The sequence below is a fragment of the Brevibacillus sp. MS2.2 genome (genome assembly GCF_013284345.1).
Lineage (GTDB): Bacteria > Bacillota > Bacilli > Brevibacillales > Brevibacillaceae > Brevibacillus > Brevibacillus brevis_C.
Genome location: NZ_JABSUZ010000018.1, coordinates 13,656 through 32,207 on the forward strand (window position 1 = coordinate 13,656; position 18,552 = coordinate 32,207).

Here is an 18,552-nt window from a genome sequence, read left to right on the forward strand (position 1 = left end):
GAACCCTCCCTAGTTGTTGTCTCTAGTTGTTTAACCGCTTTTGGAATTTGGCTATCAGCTTGTACTCTTCCAGCAGGTTGTAATAAACACGCTCGTATATATAGAAAAGCTCCAAATAGACACTGGATCGTTCCAAATCTGGCTCATGGCGATGCGAAATATGAATCATCTTTTTCACATCCTGCAAATGATCCATTGCCCCCAATGCATGCATCGCCAAGAGGGCCGCACCAAAGCTCGAGCTTTCATGACTTTCCGGAATCAGCACTTCATAGCCGAACATGTCGGACATAATCTGGCGCCATTCCCGCGAGCGGGCGAATCCACCCGATGCACGGATTTCCTTGGCTCCACCTGCCAGATCGCGCAGGGCGATACCGATGCTGTAGACGCTAAACAAGATTCCTTCAAGAACAGCTCGGATGAAATGCTCACGCTTATGATGTAGGCCGATACCGAAGAAGGAGCCTCTTGCTTGGGCGTTCCAGTACGGAGCTCGTTCGCCGGATAGGAAGGGGAGAAAGAGCAACCCGTCTGCACCAGCTCGAACATGCTCAGCAGCTTGAATCATGACTTCATAAGGGTCGACGCCGAGCTGTTTGGCTTTTTCCACTTCGGGCCAACTGAATTCGTCACGGAACCAGCGAAGCATAATCCCACCGTTGTTCGATGGTCCGCCAATTACCCAATGATCTTCCGTCAGTACGTAGCAGAAAGTCCGTCCTTTTGGATCGGTGATCGGCTCTGGAACTACTGTTCTTACAGCGCCACTCGTGCCAATCGTGATGGCTACTTGTCCGTGATCAATGGCACCGATGCCGAGGTTTGCCAAAACCCCATCGCTGGCACCGACAACGAAAGGCGTATCTGGATCGATCCCGATCTCTTCCGCATAGCGAATCTTCATTCCTCGCAGGATATGAGTAGTCGGTACAGGCTCGCTGAGATGTTGCTTGGAAATGCCTGCGACTCGCAGCGCCTCCTCATCCCAGTCGAGCTTTCTCAGATTGAACAGCCCCGTAGCTGAAGCAATGGAGTAATCGACGATATACTCACCAAAAAGCCGATAAATGACATACTCCTTGATCGAAATAAACTTGGCTGCCCGCCGAAACATATCTGGCAAGTTCTCCCGTAGCCACATGATTTTGGGCAGTGGAGACATGGGATGGATGGGTGTGCCCGTTGCTAAGTAAATCTGGTGGCCGACACCGTCTGCTTTTAGTCGATCTGCCTGTGCCACGCTCCGATTGTCAGCCCAGATGATGCTGTTTGTCAGGGGATTGCCACTCGGGTCGACAGCGATCAGACTGTGCATGGCAGTAGAGAAACCAATACCACCGATCTCGCTTTTCGCAATGCCTGCATGCTCCAGTGCTTGTTTCAATGCCTGGATGACAGCAGCAAAAATCGTCTCCGGCTCTTGCTCAGCCCAAGACGGCTGGGGAACGAGTAGCTGATAATCGATATTACCCGTACCGCGGATGGCGCCGGAAGGAGTAAAAACAATTGCTTTAGTACTGGTTGTCCCGATATCGAGCCCGATAAAGTAGGTTTGTGTCATAGAAGTCACCCCTAATTGAATGCGCTTTCAACGTGTTGTCATGGAGATAACGCGATTATATCGAAATTTTTTTCATTTGTTAAGCATTAAGAAAAAAATTATTTCGTTATTGAACATTTCACATGATGCTTGTATGATTTGCATTTTTCTCCTGCAAGTTGCAAGTGAGGCAAGCAAAAGAAAAAACGCCTGATTTACAGGCGTTTGAGTGAGATGGCTTCGCGGATGTGCTGGATATTGGTGATCGTATCATCCTGCCGCCGTAAGGATACGGCTACATAGAGCAGATCAATTAAGCTGAGCTGAGCAAGCCTGGAGGACAGGGCTTCTGTACGAAATACCGTTTCGCGTGAGGTCGTGTACAAGCACATGTCTGCCAGACGCACGAGAGGAGATTTCCCATAGCTTGTGATGCCGATTGTTTTTGCTCCGGCTTCCTTGGCAACCTGCAAGGCTGCCAAAATATCTTTATTGGAGCCAGAGTGGGAGATGCCTACGACGACAGCTCCTTTGGCAAGCAGAGAGGCGGACATTACTTGGTAGTGCGCATCAGAATGATAGAGACAAGGGATGCCTGTCCGCATAAATTTGTGGTACGCATCCTGTGCGATGACGGCAGAGCCTCCCGAGCCATAAAACTCGATCCGGCTTGCATTTTCCAAACAGGAGACGATTTTCATTAACTCATCTTTATTGATAATCTGCTGCGTATCTCGAATCGTCTCGATATTCGCTGTGAAAATTTTTTCAGCAATTGCACTGACGTCATCGTCGTCGAGATTGATTTCTTGGTGAATGGTTTGCTTCGGATTCGTGACCTCACTCGCCAAGGCGATTTTGAATGCCTGGTAGCCGCGAAAGCCAAGCCTGCGACACAGACGAAATACGGTAGCATCTGCACATTGGCATTGGTCGGCTAGCTCCGTGATAGAGAAGTGAATAATTTCACTGGCATGCTCCAAAATATAGTCGGCGATCTGTTGTTCTTTCCCGCTTAATTGCGTATAGATGGCGCGTAATTGCGTGAGCACACGAGGAGCATGCGGGGTAGAAGCGTTCATCAATAGGTACCTCCTAACGTTCCGTTGTGAATCTGTACTGTTAGTATAAGGAAAATCAGACTTCTTTTCATAGGTTCGAAAAAATTTTCTTCATTTTTGATGAAAGATGAAAATTTTTGTCTTATAATACGTGGTAACGGATATGATCCAAAAAGGAGTGACGTACACGATATGAAACTTGCGATCCTCGGGTTAGGAAAAATGGGGTACAATCTTACGCTTAATTTGCTCTCGCATCAGCATGAGGTCGTAGCCTATGATGTAGATTCTACGCGTGCAGAAGAGTTGAGTCATGAAGGCGCGATTCCAGCATTTTCGGTGGAAGACGCTGTGACGAAGCTGCCGACACCTCGCGTAATATGGCTGATGGTACCGGCAGGAGAGATTGTGGATCAATTAGTTGATCAACTCTCTACCTTGCTGGATACAGGAGATATCGTCATTGACGGTGGCAACTCTCATTACAAGCAATCGTTAGATCGCTATGCTCGCTTAAAAGAAAAAGGCATTCACTTCATGGATGCAGGTACGAGCGGAGGGATGGAGGGAGCGCGCCACGGAGCATGTATGATGATTGGGGGCGATCGGGAAGCATTCACTCATATCGAGCCGATGATTCGCGACATTAACGTTGCTAACGGATATTTGTACGCTGGCGAAGCGGGCAGCGGTCACTTCTTGAAAATGATTCATAACGGGATCGAATACGGTATGATGCAGGCCATCGGAGAAGGCTTTGAGGTACTTGCGAAAAGCCAGTATAACTACGATTTTGCTGAGGTCGCACGCGTGTGGGCAAATGGTTCCGTCATTCGAGGCTGGCTGATGGACTTAACAGAGCGAGCTTTTCGAAAAGACGCCAAGCTTGATGAAATCCGTGGGGTCATGCATTCCTCCGGGGAAGGAAAATGGACGCTGGAAACAGCGCTGGATCTACAGGCAGCTACACCCGTGATTGCCATGTCCTTGCTGATGCGTTACCGTTCGTTGGACGAGGATACGTTCCACGGAAAAGTGGTCGCAGCCTTGCGTAATGAATTTGGTGGACATGCCGTAGAAAAGAAATAAGAAATGGGATGACCGTAAAGGTGCTTTGATGGTTGAAGCTCTGGGGTCATCCTTTTTTTGTATATGGAAGAAGCAGGAATTTTTATTTGGAAAGCAAAGTATGGAGGTATTACCCAGAAGTTTGCCTGGTCGAAAAGAACTTTGTTATTCAGTAGCTTCTAAAACGATGGGAGGATGGAAAGATGAGCGTCGAAGGGGTTGTTTTGTACAAGAATGAGAAAGGAATCGTGACTCTTACGCTAAACAGACCAGAGGCATTGAATGCATTGAACCGAGATGTCCTTACTCAGCTTTCGACCATCTTGGACAGGATCAAAACCGATCCCGGTGTGAAAGCGGTCATCCTTACAGGGGCGGGAGAAAAAGCATTTTCGGCCGGTGCGGACATCTCGTATCTGCATCAGGCGACACCGTTGGAAGTAAGGGATTTTGCTCAGTTGGCTGTTTCGGTGACCAGTCAAATCGAATCGTTGGGAAAAGTAGTTGTTGCTGCGATAAACGGCTATGCGTTAGGCGGGGGCCTTGAGATCGCTGAATCGTGCTCGCTGCGTATTGCGGTTCAAAATGCCAAAATGGGACATCCAGAAGTGCGAATTGGAGCAGTGGCGGGCTTTGGTGGAACAACAAGGCTCCCTAGGCTAATAGGAAAAGGCCGTGCCGCGGAGTTGCTGCTTACAGGATCAGCGATAGATGCGGATGAAGCATATCGAATGGGACTGGTAAATCGGGTCGTTTCGTCTGAGCGGCTACTGGCAGAAACAGAGGAGGTTCTCCGAGAAATTTTGTCTCAGTCTCCGCTGGCAGTAAAACTAACATGGGATGCGATTCATCGAGGGAGTAATCTGACAGTAGAGGAGTCCGCACTTCTAGGCGCAGACTACTTCGGACTCGTGGCATCCACCGAAGACTTCCGGGAAGGAACCAAGGCTTTCTTAGACAAGACTACACCGCGTTTTACAGGAAAATAATCACACGAGCTTCAGTACCTCGCATAATTCAACCAACCGCCTAATTCCGTACATCTGATGGCGATTGCGATCGTGAATGCTTTTGATCGCATCTGCCGTCACTTTTTTTGCCTGCTCAATACTTTGATTTTCGACTGCTTGTACAATTTCTTTCATGTTCGTTAAAAAATACACGGTATTGCGTAATGTGCGGATAAGCAAAATCTTCCGTATATCCATGGGAGTGAATTGGCGGTAGCCATTCTCAGGATCACGTGGCAGTACTAGCAAGCCTTCTTTTTCCCAATGGCGAATCGCAGACGTTGTGACTCCTGTGTAAGCAGCGACTTCACCAATCGTCATGCGGTTTCGCCACTTTTTATTTGGAGGCAAGGGGAGATCGAGATTTTGCAAAAGTTCGAGTGTTTGGTCTGCTGCGACCTTCTCCTGCTGAAGGTTGGCCTGTTCTTTATTCACGAGCCAAAAGGCAGTATCCATATCCGCTTTTTGAAGCGATCGAAGGACTTCACAGGTGACAGCGACCCCAAAGCCAGGAAACATGGCGCGCAGGCAACGAAAATAGGCAAGATGGATTTCTGTATAAAGTCGATAACCATTGTCGGCACGATCAGGAGCAGGAACGACTCCCCATGATTCATAATGGCGCAAAGCACTCGTGCTAATATGTAGCTCGCGAGCGATCTCAATCGGTTTGTAATAAGGCATCTGACGTACCTCCCGTTGGTTTGTTATCGCGGATTTCACTATACCAAGAACAGCATCGCGTAGCAAATGTTCCGGTCATTTTTGGAAGGTCGTAATACTTTTACCCTGTTCAGCATGGAATGGAAAAGCGAAGATTGTCAGTAGGTATTGATTCTTCTTTTCCAGAGGTGAGATAACGTATGGCCATTGTTCAGCTACGATCAGAGAACCCGGACTTTTCGTACATGATTAAGAAAAATCCGAATTCCGGAATGAGTTTACGATCCATTCGAAAAGGCATCACATACGGGTGGTTTTCCAATGCGGATACGTATAACGTTTACTTTAAAGATGCAGAAAATGAGGTTTCCTACAAACAATCCGAACAGGAGCATTTTGAATATTTGAATGTCTCCCGGTACAATACACCCTTGTTTCCATTAAATGCGATCAATGAATTTTTTTTCGCTCCGATGAAGCAACACGACGAGCGGGATGCAGAAGGGTATGAGCATGTTTTTTTCATCAACATGATTCACATCGAACGCCTGCTGTATCTGACATTTTTTGAGAAGCACCTGAAGGATTTCACCTTTGAACTCAAGCACCACGCTGATAAAAGCTACGCTTTGACCATCACAACGAGAACGAGTCTGCATCAGCTTCTCCACGTCGTGAGCGTGCTCTGTCTATTCTTGAGTATGTTTGGAAAAGAGCACATCGATATATCCGATAACATCCTGGATAAATACATCAAAAGCATTCATGTCATCGACGCACCTTTTTACATACGAAGTCTGTTCGCTCGCAATTTCCTGACAACCAGAGAGCGCTATCGCAAGTACAAGACCGAGATCGAGAAGACGAGCCGCTACCCCATTCAATTGGAATATGGCAGCACCGGTTTGCAGAGAAGGAACTACATTTCGAGTAAGCTTCCTTTTACGAAATCCATTGTGGATATCGGATGCGGAGAAGGCTTTTATGCGATACCGTTCGCTACCAAGCTGCCGCAGTATTACTATGCCATCGATATCAATGAACAATCGCTGGAATTAGTCAGACGCAGGGCCGTGGAGAAAGAAATCTCGAATCTGATTTTGTTCCGCTCGCTTGATCAGTTTTTACAGGATTACAACGGTGAACAAGTAGATGTCATTTTGACTGAGGTCATTGAGCACATGAGCAAAGAGGAAGCGAGAGTGTTCATTAAGCAAATATGCAGTCAATTGGATTTTGACCATTTTATCATTACGACACCGAACTCAGATTTTAATCAGTTCTATGAGCTGGAAGGTTATCGCCACGACGATCATAAATGGGAAATGGGACAAGAAGAGTTCCAAGCATGGATGACCGAGATCATGGAAGAAGCCGGGGTGCAGGGACAATTTGTATCCATTGGTGACGGCGTGAATGACATACACACCACACAAGGCGTCATTGTCCAGCGAAAGGGGGAGTAACGATGCTGATACAGACGCAGGTTCACACGATTTTTATGCTCGTCGGTCCCACCGAATGTGGGAAAACGACCTTTGCCAAGGAAGTACTCATACCGAGGCTTTCTTTTGAAGATGAACAGAAAAACGCAAAAGCAAATGTCCAATACATTTCCTCAGACAGCATTCGCCAGGAACTGCTGGGCTATGATTACGACAAGTATGATCAGGTGATGCTTGAGGCCAGCGAGCAGGCATTTCAGCTCCTGTTTGAAAAGCTACGCTTGGTGACTTCGTTCCCGATCAACGCCGAATTCGTGGTTGTCGATACAACAGGACTAGTAGAAGACTTCCGTTCGAAAGTCCGCGAAATTGCAGCCGAGAACAATTACCGCTTGGAAGTGATCCTCTTTGATTATCGCAATCGGGAAGATTACTATGCATCCGAGCGGTCAAAAAAATGGATTACCAACCATATTCTCCGGTTAAAGCAAGAGGTGCTCCGGGCATTATCCAAGGAAGGGTACCACAACATTCACCGGATTCGGCACAAAGATTTTTACGTACTAGCAGATGGGGTGGCTAACCCTCGTTATGAGGTCTTGATTGAAAATAAGGATGCCTATCTGGCAACGATCCTTCCCAAAGATCAAACATACATCATCATCGGAGACATTCACGAATGCGTCCAAGAATTAAAAGGTCTCCTGCAAAACTACGGATTCAAGCTTGAGGGCAATCGTCTCATCACGACGGAAAAGGTACAGCATACCAAAATCATCGTAGCAGGGGACTGGATCGACAAAGGAGCGCAAACCAGGGAGATTATCGAGTTTCTATACGAAAATCAACAGCATTTCTTGTTTGTTCTCGGGAACCACGAAAATTTTGTCTACAAATACTTGAGTAAGGAACTAAAAGGGGTAGACCCACAGCTACTGGATACTTATTTTGATTCTACACACGTCCTGGAAAAAGACGCTGAATTAACAGAGAGGTTCAATCACTTGTATAGGCTGGCTCAGCCGTTTTATCGATCGAACGCACTGACTGGCCCGTCCTATTATGTAACACACGCTCCCTGCAAAAAGAAGTATATTGGAAAGCTCGATGCGAATTCGATGCGGCGCCAACGCAATTTTCGGATAGACCGCACGGCTTCATTGGAAGAGCAACTCGCATTTTTGACGGTTGAAGCGGTCAGTAATCATCCGTACCATATTTTTGGACATATCGCGGCCCAAAAAACGTTTCGGCTGAAGAACAAACTCCATCTCGATACTGGATGTGTGCACGGAAATGCTTTAACGTCAGTCGTGATCACACACAAGCCGTTTTTCAAATCGTTTCAGTCTGAGCATCGGGTGATGACTGATGAGCTGCCGATCTTGTTCCATACAGAAAAACAAGTATCCGTGGGAGATTTGGAAGAGGAAGAACTCCGTCGACTCCGTTACTGCTCGCAAAATAAGGTCAATTTTATTTCCGGAACGATGCCCCCGGCGGATAAGGATGTGGAGACTCAGGAATTGGAGTCGTTGAAGGCGGGGCTGGATTATTTTGCGAATCGAGGCATTCAGCAAGTCGTGTTGCAGCCGAAATATATGGGTTCGAGATGCAATCTCTATCTCCATCATGATCGCGACAAATGCTTTGCGATCAGCAGAAACGGATATGCCATCAATCAGGTTGATTTGACACCGATATATGACAAGCTACATGCAAGGTTCCGTGAATATATGGAGCAAAATGAAATGGCGATGCTCATCTTGGATGGCGAATTGTTGCCATGGAGTGCAATAGGGAAGGGCTTGATCGAAAAGCAGTTCAAACCAATCGAATCCGCGCTTCGCAGTGAATTTGCATTTTTGCAGGAATACGGTTTTGAAGAGGCACTTCACCAACTTGTTCACATCTATGACGAGAGCGGATTCGAAAAAGACCAGTTCCACCTATCCAAGAGTGCGCTCACGGAAAAATTCGGTTCGAGCGTGTATCAAAACTACAAGTATGTGCGAGAAATCAAAGAGAGCTACGTTCCTGTCGACAAGCATTTGGAGGCCTATCACATTTACCAAAAACAGATGGAGCTCTATGCAGGAGAAGGGGAGCTTGTCTACAAGCCTTTTTCGATTCTAAAGGCTGTCTATTTGAATGGGGACGAGCAATTGCCGGATTGGAAGACATCTGATATGTATCGCTTTGTAAATGACGATCATTTTCTCGCCATCGATTTGTCTGAGCCGAATGCATATGAACAAGCGGCACGTTACTTTTCCACGATTACACTGGAAAACAAGATGGAAGGCATTGTGATCAAGCCAGAGTTCATCGATCAGAAGGTCGTGCCTGCCATGAAGGTTCGCAATCCGGAGTACTTGGCGATTATTTATGGCTACGATTACCGTTTCCCCCACAAGTACCGCAAGCTTTTCAATCAGAAAAATTGTACGCAAAAGCTCAAGACTTCGATGCGGGAACACAGGCTGGGTCAACGGATGCTTGGATTCAAATTCGACGATATTTCTCCAGAAAATACGGAGTATCAAAAAGTAGTTGCAACCATGCTCTTTGAAGTGGCGAAGGAAAAAGAGATCGATCCGCGCTTGTAAATGAAAAACTGTTCCGTAAAAATAAGGTTGTAGACTGTAAAATAAAGTAGTAGACCGAAAAATAAAGTGTTTCTGTAGTTCTTTATAACAAAACATAAGAACGACATGTAAATCGCATATGTACTTAACTATCAAAATTAGAGAGGCAGTCAGAAGGTCCTGACTGCCTCTTTTTACTTAGGCTATCGATTTCGTTAGCAAAATATTTCGAAAAGTAAACACAACCTCAGTGGGTTTTCCATACATTTCCTGATATATGATAATATGGGGTACAAATTAGGAGGTGTCTATATGGCGGAGTTTTTTATTCACCCAGATCGTTCAACTCTGCACGGTTCTTTTTCAAAGGAGTTCACTCCAATAGTATCAATCAATTCGGGTGACACCGTTCGCTTTGAGACTATTGACGCCGGGTGGAATACTGGTCCATTTCAATTAGACGGTGTAAGAGAGAAATTCTGCGAAAGAGATCATCCACAAGACAGCGGACATGCCTTGATCGGACCTATCTACATTAATGGAGCAAAAGAAGGAAAAACCTTGGCTATTCGTATTAACGATATTAAGACCGGTAATTGGGGCTGGAGTAGCGGAGGTGGATTTCCGAATACTATTAACAAAAGATTGGGTCTTCACGAGGGACCAGAGTATGTTTTGATGTGGGAGTTAGATGCTTCTAACAATCTAGGGATTAGTAACAAAGGACATAAAATACGGCTCAATCCCTTTATGGGTATTATGGGCATGCCTCCAAATGAGGAAGGGATACACTCCACTTACCCTCCAAGGTTCTGTGGAGGGAATATTGATTGTAAAGAACTTGTACCTGGTAGTATTTTATACTTACCGATAGCAGTAGAAGGTGGCCTTTTTTCTGTTGGTGACGGTCATGCTGTTCAAGGTGATGGAGAGGTATCCAGTCCAGCTCTCGAATGCCCAATGCAGTTAGTCGATCTAACCTTCACAGTCATTGATCAATGTTTATCGTTCCCAAGAGCAGAAACTCCCCTTAAGAGAATTACCTTTGGATTCCATGAAGATGTACATGAAGCAGCGATGATTGCCTTAGAGGGAATGCTTGATTGGATGCAGGAATTGTATAATTTTGAGCGAAAAGAAGCGTTAAATTTGTCAAGCCTTCTTGTTGATTTGCGTATAACGCAGCTAGTCAATGGTGTAAACGGGGTACATGCCTTATTATCCAAAGAGGCCATACTATAGAAAATAAGATAAAAGAATCTTATCAAGCAAAACTGCCAGTTGGTTCAATAACTGGTGTCTAGAATTCTACTTTGATTTTATTCAGACTTGTACTCTAGTATTGCTAAAGATAAATTTACAATGGAGTATCAGTTATACTACTGAGTCAAACGTGAAAGCCAATAATTTTGAGTGTTTTTAGATAACTGATACTTATTCCTTTTTAGCCTTACAGGTATCTAAACCGGAAGGTTAACCCTGAAACTAAAGAGAAGACAAGAGATAGATTATGTGGAATAATTAGAATGTGCAGTGACCTTTAGGGTTAGCCACCGCAGATCGGCATGAAGCCAACAGATTGTATCTCTTGGACTTTTTATAAAGAGTTGGGGCACTCCACCATTATGGATGGCACTGCACTATTGACACAAACGACTAAGACAGGAATAATCCTGTCTTTTATTTTTTTCTTACGAAAAGTAGATTAAAGCACCATGAGTAAAATATTGGAAATTAAGCAGTAAACCCTTAATATAGTTTGGGAGCGATCTTTGACTCTTGTATTTAATGTGGGTATTGCACCGAATACTTCAATCCTGAGCTTTTAAGAAAGAATGAAAAGACTCCAATCCTTTTTGTATCACATTCAGTTCATAAGTTAAGCCGGCAGCCCCTCGTTTCGCTTGTAGTGTCAACCAGACTTAAATATGTTTCTCCAAATAGGTGGTTGCGGTACGATGTATATGGATACTAATGAACAGGGAGAGCCGGTCTGGAGTGCACATTATGTAATGCCGTACGGAGCGGGAGAGATTGACTTGAATAGTCCTTATTATTCGCATGTTACGGAACTGAACGATTCCGAATTGCCGGGAGTCCTGACATCCGTCTCATGGCAGCGAGTGAGACGTGCTGTTGCGCACATCGTTTTTTTGAAGATAAGGAGAGGACGAGCGGAACATGAATGTGGAAGTGTATACGTTAAATGCGTTTTCGAAAGGGGAGCGTGGTGGTAATCCTGCAGGTGTTGTCTTAGAGGATGGCCTGTCGCTGGATGCTGCAGATATGCAGCTCATCGCGAAAGAATTGGGCCTTTCGGAGACGGCCTTTATGGAAAAATCCTTGCTTGCGGATTACAAAATCCGCTATTTCACCCCCGCCAGCGAAGTTGATCTGTGCGGACACGCCACGATTGCTGCATTTGGACTCATGCATTCGCTGGGTTTGGCAAAGGAAGGGACCTTCTATACGATAGAAACCAAGGCAGGGATTTTGGATGTCGATATTAGCTCCGAGGGTCTTGTTTATTTGTCACAGGCTTTACCAAAATTTCTTGAAAGGATATCCTGTGAGGAAATAGCACCATCCTTGGGAATGGATGCCAAGGATCTGGAAACCGGGTTACCCATCCAAATTGTCTCGACGGGACTGCGGGACATTTTTATCCCGATTCGCAGCAGGAAGCTCTTGTATGAGGTTCAGCCCAATTTTGACGCTATAACCGCCATCAGCGAAAAATATGATGTGGTTGGATATCATCTGTTCACGATGGATACTCCAGACGATGCTGTTGCGGAATGCCGGAATTTTGCGCCGCTGTACGATATTCCCGAGGAAAGCGCGACAGGAACATCCAACGGTGCCCTGCTCAGCTATTTGTACCAACATGGCCAACGATCTTTGCAGGAAGTGGAGCATGTCATGTTCAGACAAGGGTATTCGATGGATTGTCCTTCTGAAATCAAGGCAAGTTTGCGCCTGAGCGAGAGCGGTGAAATCAACCAAGTTCGAGTTGGCGGTGCAGTGGCTGGCATTGAACAAAGACATATCATGATATAAGCGGAATTAAATAGCCTGTTTGCAGCCACTACACTATAGGGGCAAATAGGCTAATTCTGCTAATGGCAAGGCGAGGATAGATAGCAGCGTGAGCAGATATCTGTCGTTTCTTTTGATTTTGATCGTTTTGCGTTCCTCGGCGCTAACGCAATGCTAGGTTGTTGCGTTGAAGATCGTGAGCGACACATAGTTGCATTGAGCTAACGGGTACGATAGCTCAATAAACCAGGCCAGTCTAATACTTTATTTTCTCTGAACAAAAACGAGAAGCTGCTGACTGAGCAAGCTTCTCGTTTTGATTTGCAGAGCTATTTGTTAGACGATGGAGCAGCATCCCAGGCTTCGATATTATCCACGCCTTCAATACTGTCCTTGTAGAACACAGGATCTTTTCCTGCTTTTTTCTGTTCCAAATAATCATGTAGAGCAGCATAGGCGACTTTTGATAACATGGCGATCGCAATCAGGTTGACAATGACCATGAAGCCCATGAACAAATCGGCCAAATCCCACACGAGCTGTACCTTTGCCACTGATCCGAACAACACCATAGCGAGTACACTCAAACGATACAGCAATAGCCATGCTTTGCTTGTCTTCAAAAACTCGATGTTGGTCTCGCCGTAGTAGTAGTTACCAATCAATGTACTGAAGGCGAACAGGAATACCATAATGGCAAGGAAGCCAGAAGCCCAAGAACCGATATGAATGCTCAGTGCTGCTTGTGACAGCTCAATGCCACTCAGTCCTTGTTGTGTGTATGCGCCGGACAGCAAAATGATAAAAGCTGTGCTTGTACAAATCACGAGGGTATCGAATAGAACACCGAATGCTTGAATCAAACCTTGCTTCACTGGATGGCTTGTCGTTGCTGTAGCCGCAGCATTCGGCGCACTACCCATACCAGCTTCGTTAGAGAACAAACCACGCTTGATGCCGTGCATGAGCGCTGCACCGAGAGAACCGCCGGCGATTTGCTCGAAGCCGAATGCGTTTTTCACAATCAGAGAAAGGACTTCCGGCATTTTCGAGATGTTCAGGATCACAATGAAGAGCGCCATCCCGATGTACAATACGGCCAATACAATGACGATGTACTCAGACATTTTCGCAATGCGTTTCACACCGCCGAAGATGATTGCAGCAAATACGATCGTCATGATGATACCGAGTACCAGTCGATCTGTCCCAAAAGAATTTTCAAAGGCAATCGTGATGGTGTTGGATTGCACAGCGTTAAATACAAGACCAAACGAAAGGGTGATAAGGACAGCAAACAGGGCGCCCATCCAACGTTTGTTCAACCCTTTTTCCATGTAATAAGCCGGACCGCCACGAAAACCGTTCTTATCCTTGATTTTATAAATCTGAGCGAGCGTACTCTCAACAAAGCTGGATGCAGAACCAATAATCGCAATGACCCACATCCAAAATACCGCACCAGGACCACCTAATGCGATCGCAATAGCAATACCCGTAATGTTCCCTGTACCGACACGCGCGGCCATACTAATAGCGAAAGCCTGGAAAGGGGAGATACCGCCATCGTCTTTCGCTCTCCCTTCTTTAATGGAACGGAGCATTTCTGGCAACATGCGTACTTGCAAAAATTTGCCACGGAAGGTAAAAAACAAGCCTAACGCGATTAGCATGATAATGATAATATAGGACCACAAAAAATCGTTAATAGTAGCTGTTACATCGAGTAAGAATTGTTGCATCGTGTCACCTCGAATTTTGTTATGAATTTTTCCTTAGTATTCTCTAAAAAATCGTTACATCCCATTCCTGAGCCATATGTTTTAACAAAGAAACGCCCGCTACACTGTTTCCACAACCGTCAATGGAAGGTCCAAAAATACCGATTCCACAACCATCTTGAAACGGTGAACGTGGTTTGCGGTTAGGAGGAACCAGTGTCATGATTCCGCCTGAGACGCCACTTTTTGCGGGCAAGCCAACATTCGCGGCGAATTTGCCCGATGCATCGTACATGCCACAGGTGAGCATCAGTGCTTTGGCTAGACGGACGACATCTTTCGGGAGAACTTGTTCGTTGCGCATCGGATGGTAGCCATCGAGTGCCAAAAGGAGACCGATCAAAGCAATTTGCTCGGTGGTTACTTCAATCGAGCATTGGGTGAGATAGACCTCCAAAGCGTCTTCCACTTCGCACGCCAAATAGCCGGTATCCTTTAAATAGTGGGCGAGTGCCCGGTTTCTGTGAGAGTTTTCCCATTCGGAAAGAAACACTTCCTCGTTCACCATTGGTGTAACGCCTGTAATTTTACTGAAAAATGCATACAAGTAGCGCAGCTTATGATCCGGTGTTTGACCAGGGAGGAGTGAAGATGTCGTTATCGCTCCCGCATTGATCATCGGATTAAAAGGCTTACCTGGCTTGTTCATTTCCAGACGGATAATGGAATTGAATGCATCTCCAGTCGGTTCTACATCTACCCGATCCAACACGTAAGGGATACCATGGTAGCAGCAAGCAGCAATAAAACTGATTACTTTGGAAATACTTTGCATCGTGAAAGGAACTTCCCAGTCACCCGCTGTGTGCATTTTTCCTGTAGGCTCGATGATACAAATTCCTAACTGATTCGGATCTGTTCTGTACAAAGCAGGGATATAACTGGCACATTTTCCTTCAGATGCCTTGGAACGATATTGTTCCACCCATTGCTGTAATTCATCCACGAGTAAAACCTGTTGAATCAACGCCTGTCCCCCCAAAAATCGAATACACTGCTCTTACGCGAAGAGGAAGAGAAAGCGCTTCCATGCTTCGCGAAATACATATAATGAACACTTTACAACCACCCTACAAAATAAAACAAAAACTCACAGATTGATTCATGTGAGTGCTCCATTTTTTTTTGAGACTTGTCCTACAGGCGTATCCTCGGTAAAAATAGATAGGGGCATCAAGAAACAACATGGGAAGTGAAAAGCGTGCGTGTTCAAACACAAGTAAAACGAGATTGGTATATATTGGCGCTCATGCTTATTACGGTTCCGTTGGCAGGGGAGTTGAAATTTTATCCCGTCAATGAGACATTTCGAATTAGCTTTGGAGCTCCTACCTTTTTCTTCTTTTTATTACTGTTTCAAAGAATTCCATCTGTTCTCGCTGGCTTTTTGACGGGGATTACGGTCGTATGCTTTCGGATTGTGATTGACCTTATCGCCGGGAATCAATCAGTATGGGAGGCTTCTCTCCAAGCGCATTATTCTAGCTTTTTCTTTTATTTTGCTTATTCTGTTCTGTTTTATTTAACCGGAGTACGCCATTTTCACAACAGGACGATTTTGGTTGGATTGATGGGAATGGTCATCGAGGTATTGGCCGACCTGATTGAGGTTCTCTCGCAACATGTACTGTTAGATACCGTCCTCACATGGGGAGCGGTGCAAGAGATGCTCGTTATCGCTCTGTCCCACAGCTTTATCGTCATTAGTTTTCTCAACATGATGAAGCTGTACGAAGCACAGTCCCGAGAGCAGCAGACAAGAAAACAGAACGAGCGTATGCTGATGCTGATTTCCACCTTGTATGAGGAATCGATTCATCTGAAAAAAACACTGCAAAATGCCGAGAGTATTAGTATGAAGTCTTTTGAGCTATACCAAGGCTTGCAGGAGCTTCATAAGGAACAGGTGCCCACGAATGTAGAGAGATTTGCCAAGCAAGCATTGATTGTCGCAGGCGAGGTTCACGAGATTAAAAAGGACAACCAACGCATTTTTGCAGGGCTTCACAAGCTGATATCCGATGAAAGCATCACGGATTACATGGACATCCATCAGCTCGTGGACATTATCAAACGAAGCAATATGAAGTATGCAACTTTGTTGGAGAAGGACATACAAATCACAGCTTCTATTACGGGGACACATCCGCTCTATCACGTTTTCATGATGCTTTCCCTGATTAATAATTTGGTGGCAAATGCAGTGGAGGCCATCCAGCAAACAGGAGCGATTTCCATTGAAATTGAACGGATAGGTGATCTTGTGGAAATCAGAATCAACGATGACGGACCGGGAGTACCTCCACGGAGAAAGGCTTTGCTGTTCAAGCCTGGCTTTACTACGAAATACGATCAAACCGGCAACCCCTCTACAGGGATCGGACTGTCTTATGTACAACAATTGGTGGAACAATGGCAAGGGGAAATCTCCTTACAGGATGGAGTAGATGGGAAGGGGACAACATTTCTCATGCGGTTACCAATTGATCCGATAACGAAGAAAGAGTGAGAAGATGCTGTTTTATTTAGTTGATGACGATGATGCCGTTCGCCTCATGTTGACGGAAATCATAGAAGACGAGAATCTGGGCGAAGTCGTGGGGGAAGCATCTGACGGCTCGATGGTAGACGGTCATACATTAACCGCACGCAACGTAGATATTATGCTGATCGATTTGTTCATGCCCAACCGGGATGGGATTGAGACGATTCGCCAAGTGAAGCCAACATTCACAGGAAAGATCGTCATGATCTCTCAGGCAGAAACGAAAGATTTGATTGCCCAAGCGTATGCCCTTGGAAGCGAATACTACATTATCAAGCCTGTAAACAAGATCGAAGTCGTAACGATCCTCCAAAAAGTGATCGAGAAAATTCGTCTCGAGCGTTCGATACGGGACATTCACAAATCGCTGAATGCTGTCATGCAAGTGGACCAGCAGCCTTCCGGACAACTTCGTCCGTCACAGGGCAAACCACTTCGCGAGGCGGGGCAGTTTCTGTTAACGGAGTTGGGTATCGCGGGTGACAATGGAAGCAATGACTTGCTAGATATTTTGGACTTCTTGCATGGATACGAACAGACGCATACGTTTAAAAATGGATTTCCAGCCCTGAAAGAGATCTTTGTGGCAGTAGCACAGCACAGGCACGGAGTAGCTGTGGACGATCCACAGGTCGCCAAGGTTGTCAAAGCTTCTGAGCAGAGAGTCCGTCGAGCGATCTATCAGTCGCTGAATCATTTGGCGTCGCTTGGGCTTGCGGACCTCTCGAATTGGAAGTTCGAAAATTACGCTTCGCAGTTTTTTGATTTTACGTATGTGTGGAAGAAGATGGCGGAGTTAAAGAGCAATGCCGCATCGCCGGGTTCAGATATTCGGATCAATATGAAAAAATTCATTCAAGTGCTGTACGCAGAGGCGAAGCGCATTCAGTCGGAGGCGTAATTGTTCTTTGTCTGACGGTAGAGGTAAGTCCTGATCATGTTGATTAGGGCTTTTTGTTTTGTATGGGAGTATCTCGTTTTCATTGACTAAACGTTCATTCAATAATAAACTGGGATTGTATACCAAATCTGCAATTCACGGAGGGATCACCGATGGATTTGTACTATGAGGTTTCAGGGGAAGGAAAACCAGTCATTCTATTGCACAGTGGCGGTGCTGATTTGCGAGATTGGATGTATGTCGCGCCGATTTTGGCGAAGCATTATCAGGTCATCGCTTTCGACGGACGCGGATGCGGGAAATCGCCGTCTCCAACAGGAGTAGCGAACTACATCGATGATTTGCTTGCCGTTATGGACCATTTTAAGCTGGACGAAGCCACGCTCGTAGGGCACTCAATAGGCGGACGAATTGCAACGGATTTTACGCTGACTTATCCGCAGCGAGTGAGCAAGCTCGTGCTGATTGCTCCTGATTTGACAGGGTATACACCGAGTCAGCCATTCACGGAATGGATGCAGAAAATCCAAGAAACGCCGGATGTTGACCGTATGGTAGGGCTTTCCTTATCGGCCTGCCCGTACCGCGTCGTGATGGGAAGTCCACAGAAGGACCTTCTGACAGAGATGGCGAAACATAATTTAGCAAAAATGTTCGAGTGGGCGACATGGGAGTCTGTATGGCCGCAGCCGCCTGCGATTGAACGGCTCGAAAAATTAGCCAATCAAACATGCTTGATAATCGGCAAGGAAGATGCCCTGGATGCGAAACGGATTGCTGAATATTTTAAAGAAGTATTACCAGAGAGAAGGTTTGTTGAGATTACGGGTGCCGATCATAAACCAACGTTGACGCATCCTGAAGAAATCGCTGGCGCTATCACTAAATTTTTGGAGGATTGACTGAAC

The 18,552-nt window shown here is 45.8% G+C and carries 14 protein-coding genes; 9 read left to right on the forward strand and 5 right to left on the reverse strand.

What is annotated here, in order from left to right:
* Positions 1–22: 22 nt before the first annotated feature.
* Both gntK and HP568_RS17040 read right to left on the reverse strand, forming a co-directional pair.
* Positions 23–1,564: a gluconokinase gene (gene gntK, locus HP568_RS17035; RefSeq protein WP_173629714.1), complete on the reverse strand. Its 1,542-nt coding sequence runs from the start codon at positions 1,562–1,564 to the stop codon at positions 23–25.
* A 194-nt stretch (positions 1,565–1,758) separates the two neighbouring features.
* A complete protein-coding gene (locus HP568_RS17040) occupies positions 1,759–2,625 on the reverse strand; it encodes a MurR/RpiR family transcriptional regulator (RefSeq protein ID WP_048032858.1) in 867 nt (288 codons plus the stop codon).
* A gap of 171 nt (positions 2,626–2,796) precedes the next feature.
* On the opposite strand from HP568_RS17040, the gene gnd reads away from it, so the two are divergent.
* Together gnd and HP568_RS17050 are read left to right on the forward strand one after the other, a co-directional pair.
* Positions 2,797–3,693 carry a phosphogluconate dehydrogenase (NAD(+)-dependent, decarboxylating) gene (gene gnd / locus HP568_RS17045; protein WP_048032859.1) on the forward strand — a complete coding sequence of 299 codons (897 nt, stop codon included), beginning with the start codon at positions 2,797–2,799 and terminating at the stop codon, positions 3,691–3,693.
* Positions 3,694–3,875: 182 nt separating this feature from the next.
* A complete protein-coding gene (locus HP568_RS17050; protein ID WP_173629715.1) occupies positions 3,876–4,661 on the forward strand; it encodes an enoyl-CoA hydratase/isomerase family protein in 786 nt (261 codons plus the stop codon).
* Here HP568_RS17050 and HP568_RS17055 read toward each other — a convergent pair whose 3' ends face one another.
* On the reverse strand, positions 4,662–5,366 hold the full coding sequence (locus HP568_RS17055) for a MerR family transcriptional regulator (protein WP_173629716.1): 705 nt from the start codon (positions 5,364–5,366) through the stop codon (positions 4,662–4,664).
* A gap of 179 nt (positions 5,367–5,545) precedes the next feature.
* Between HP568_RS17055 and HP568_RS17060 the strand changes: the two genes are divergently transcribed.
* The 4 genes from HP568_RS17060 (at position 5,546) to HP568_RS17075 (ending at position 12,438) form a co-directional block, all read left to right on the forward strand.
* Entirely contained in the window at positions 5,546–6,811 is a 1,266-nt protein-coding gene (locus tag HP568_RS17060; RefSeq protein ID WP_173629717.1) for a class I SAM-dependent methyltransferase, read from the forward strand.
* A 2-nt stretch (positions 6,812–6,813) separates the two neighbouring features.
* On the forward strand, positions 6,814–9,399 hold the full coding sequence (locus HP568_RS17065) for a metallophosphoesterase (RefSeq protein WP_173629718.1): 2,586 nt from the start codon (positions 6,814–6,816) through the stop codon (positions 9,397–9,399).
* A gap of 291 nt (positions 9,400–9,690) precedes the next feature.
* Positions 9,691–10,620 (forward strand): acetamidase/formamidase family protein, encoded by a 930-nt coding sequence (locus HP568_RS17070; RefSeq protein WP_173629719.1) that lies wholly within the window; start codon positions 9,691–9,693, stop codon positions 10,618–10,620.
* A 939-nt stretch (positions 10,621–11,559) separates the two neighbouring features.
* Positions 11,560–12,438, forward strand: a complete 879-nt coding sequence (locus HP568_RS17075) for a PhzF family phenazine biosynthesis protein (RefSeq protein WP_173629720.1) — start codon at positions 11,560–11,562, stop codon at positions 12,436–12,438.
* A gap of 308 nt (positions 12,439–12,746) precedes the next feature.
* Here the strand turns inward: HP568_RS17075 and HP568_RS17080 are convergent, their stop codons facing one another.
* Complete coding sequence (locus HP568_RS17080) at positions 12,747–14,159, reverse strand: alanine/glycine:cation symporter family protein (RefSeq protein WP_048032867.1); 1,413 nt, start codon at positions 14,157–14,159, stop codon at positions 12,747–12,749.
* 43 nt (positions 14,160–14,202) lie between these two features.
* Positions 14,203–15,180, reverse strand: coding sequence for a glutaminase (locus tag HP568_RS17085; protein ID WP_048032868.1), 978 nt, complete (start codon positions 15,178–15,180; stop codon positions 14,203–14,205).
* A gap of 267 nt (positions 15,181–15,447) precedes the next feature.
* On the opposite strand from HP568_RS17085, the gene HP568_RS17090 reads away from it, so the two are divergent.
* The 3 genes from HP568_RS17090 (at position 15,448) to HP568_RS17100 (ending at position 18,546) form a co-directional block, all read left to right on the forward strand.
* On the forward strand, positions 15,448–16,707 hold the full coding sequence (locus HP568_RS17090) for an ATP-binding protein (RefSeq protein ID WP_048035810.1): 1,260 nt from the start codon (positions 15,448–15,450) through the stop codon (positions 16,705–16,707).
* A 4-nt stretch (positions 16,708–16,711) separates the two neighbouring features.
* Positions 16,712–17,644: a response regulator gene (locus HP568_RS17095; RefSeq protein ID WP_048032869.1), complete on the forward strand. Its 933-nt coding sequence runs from the start codon at positions 16,712–16,714 to the stop codon at positions 17,642–17,644.
* A gap of 152 nt (positions 17,645–17,796) precedes the next feature.
* Complete coding sequence (locus HP568_RS17100; protein WP_173629721.1) at positions 17,797–18,546, forward strand: alpha/beta fold hydrolase; 750 nt, start codon at positions 17,797–17,799, stop codon at positions 18,544–18,546.
* Positions 18,547–18,552 lie beyond the last annotated feature (6 nt).

What these genes read in the sequence shown, in the direction of transcription:
- gntK (WP_173629714.1), bottom strand. Translation starts at nt 1,564, where the DNA reads ATGACACAAACCTACTTTATCGGGCTCGATATCGGGACAACCAGTACT.
- HP568_RS17040 (WP_048032858.1), bottom strand. Translation starts at nt 2,625, where the DNA reads ATGAACGCTTCTACCCCGCATGCTCCTCGTGTGCTCACGCAATTACGC.
- gnd (WP_048032859.1), top strand. Translation starts at nt 2,797, where the DNA reads ATGAAACTTGCGATCCTCGGGTTAGGAAAAATGGGGTACAATCTTACG.
- HP568_RS17050 (WP_173629715.1), top strand. Translation starts at nt 3,876, where the DNA reads ATGAGCGTCGAAGGGGTTGTTTTGTACAAGAATGAGAAAGGAATCGTG.
- HP568_RS17055 (WP_173629716.1), bottom strand. Translation starts at nt 5,366, where the DNA reads ATGCCTTATTACAAACCGATTGAGATCGCTCGCGAGCTACATATTAGC.
- HP568_RS17060 (WP_173629717.1), top strand. Translation starts at nt 5,546, where the DNA reads ATGGCCATTGTTCAGCTACGATCAGAGAACCCGGACTTTTCGTACATG.
- HP568_RS17065 (WP_173629718.1), top strand. Translation starts at nt 6,814, where the DNA reads ATGCTGATACAGACGCAGGTTCACACGATTTTTATGCTCGTCGGTCCC.
- HP568_RS17070 (WP_173629719.1), top strand. Translation starts at nt 9,691, where the DNA reads ATGGCGGAGTTTTTTATTCACCCAGATCGTTCAACTCTGCACGGTTCT.
- HP568_RS17075 (WP_173629720.1), top strand. Translation starts at nt 11,560, where the DNA reads ATGAATGTGGAAGTGTATACGTTAAATGCGTTTTCGAAAGGGGAGCGT.
- HP568_RS17080 (WP_048032867.1), bottom strand. Translation starts at nt 14,159, where the DNA reads ATGCAACAATTCTTACTCGATGTAACAGCTACTATTAACGATTTTTTG.
- HP568_RS17090 (WP_048035810.1), top strand. Translation starts at nt 15,448, where the DNA reads ATGCTTATTACGGTTCCGTTGGCAGGGGAGTTGAAATTTTATCCCGTC.
- HP568_RS17095 (WP_048032869.1), top strand. Translation starts at nt 16,712, where the DNA reads ATGCTGTTTTATTTAGTTGATGACGATGATGCCGTTCGCCTCATGTTG.
- HP568_RS17100 (WP_173629721.1), top strand. Translation starts at nt 17,797, where the DNA reads ATGGATTTGTACTATGAGGTTTCAGGGGAAGGAAAACCAGTCATTCTA.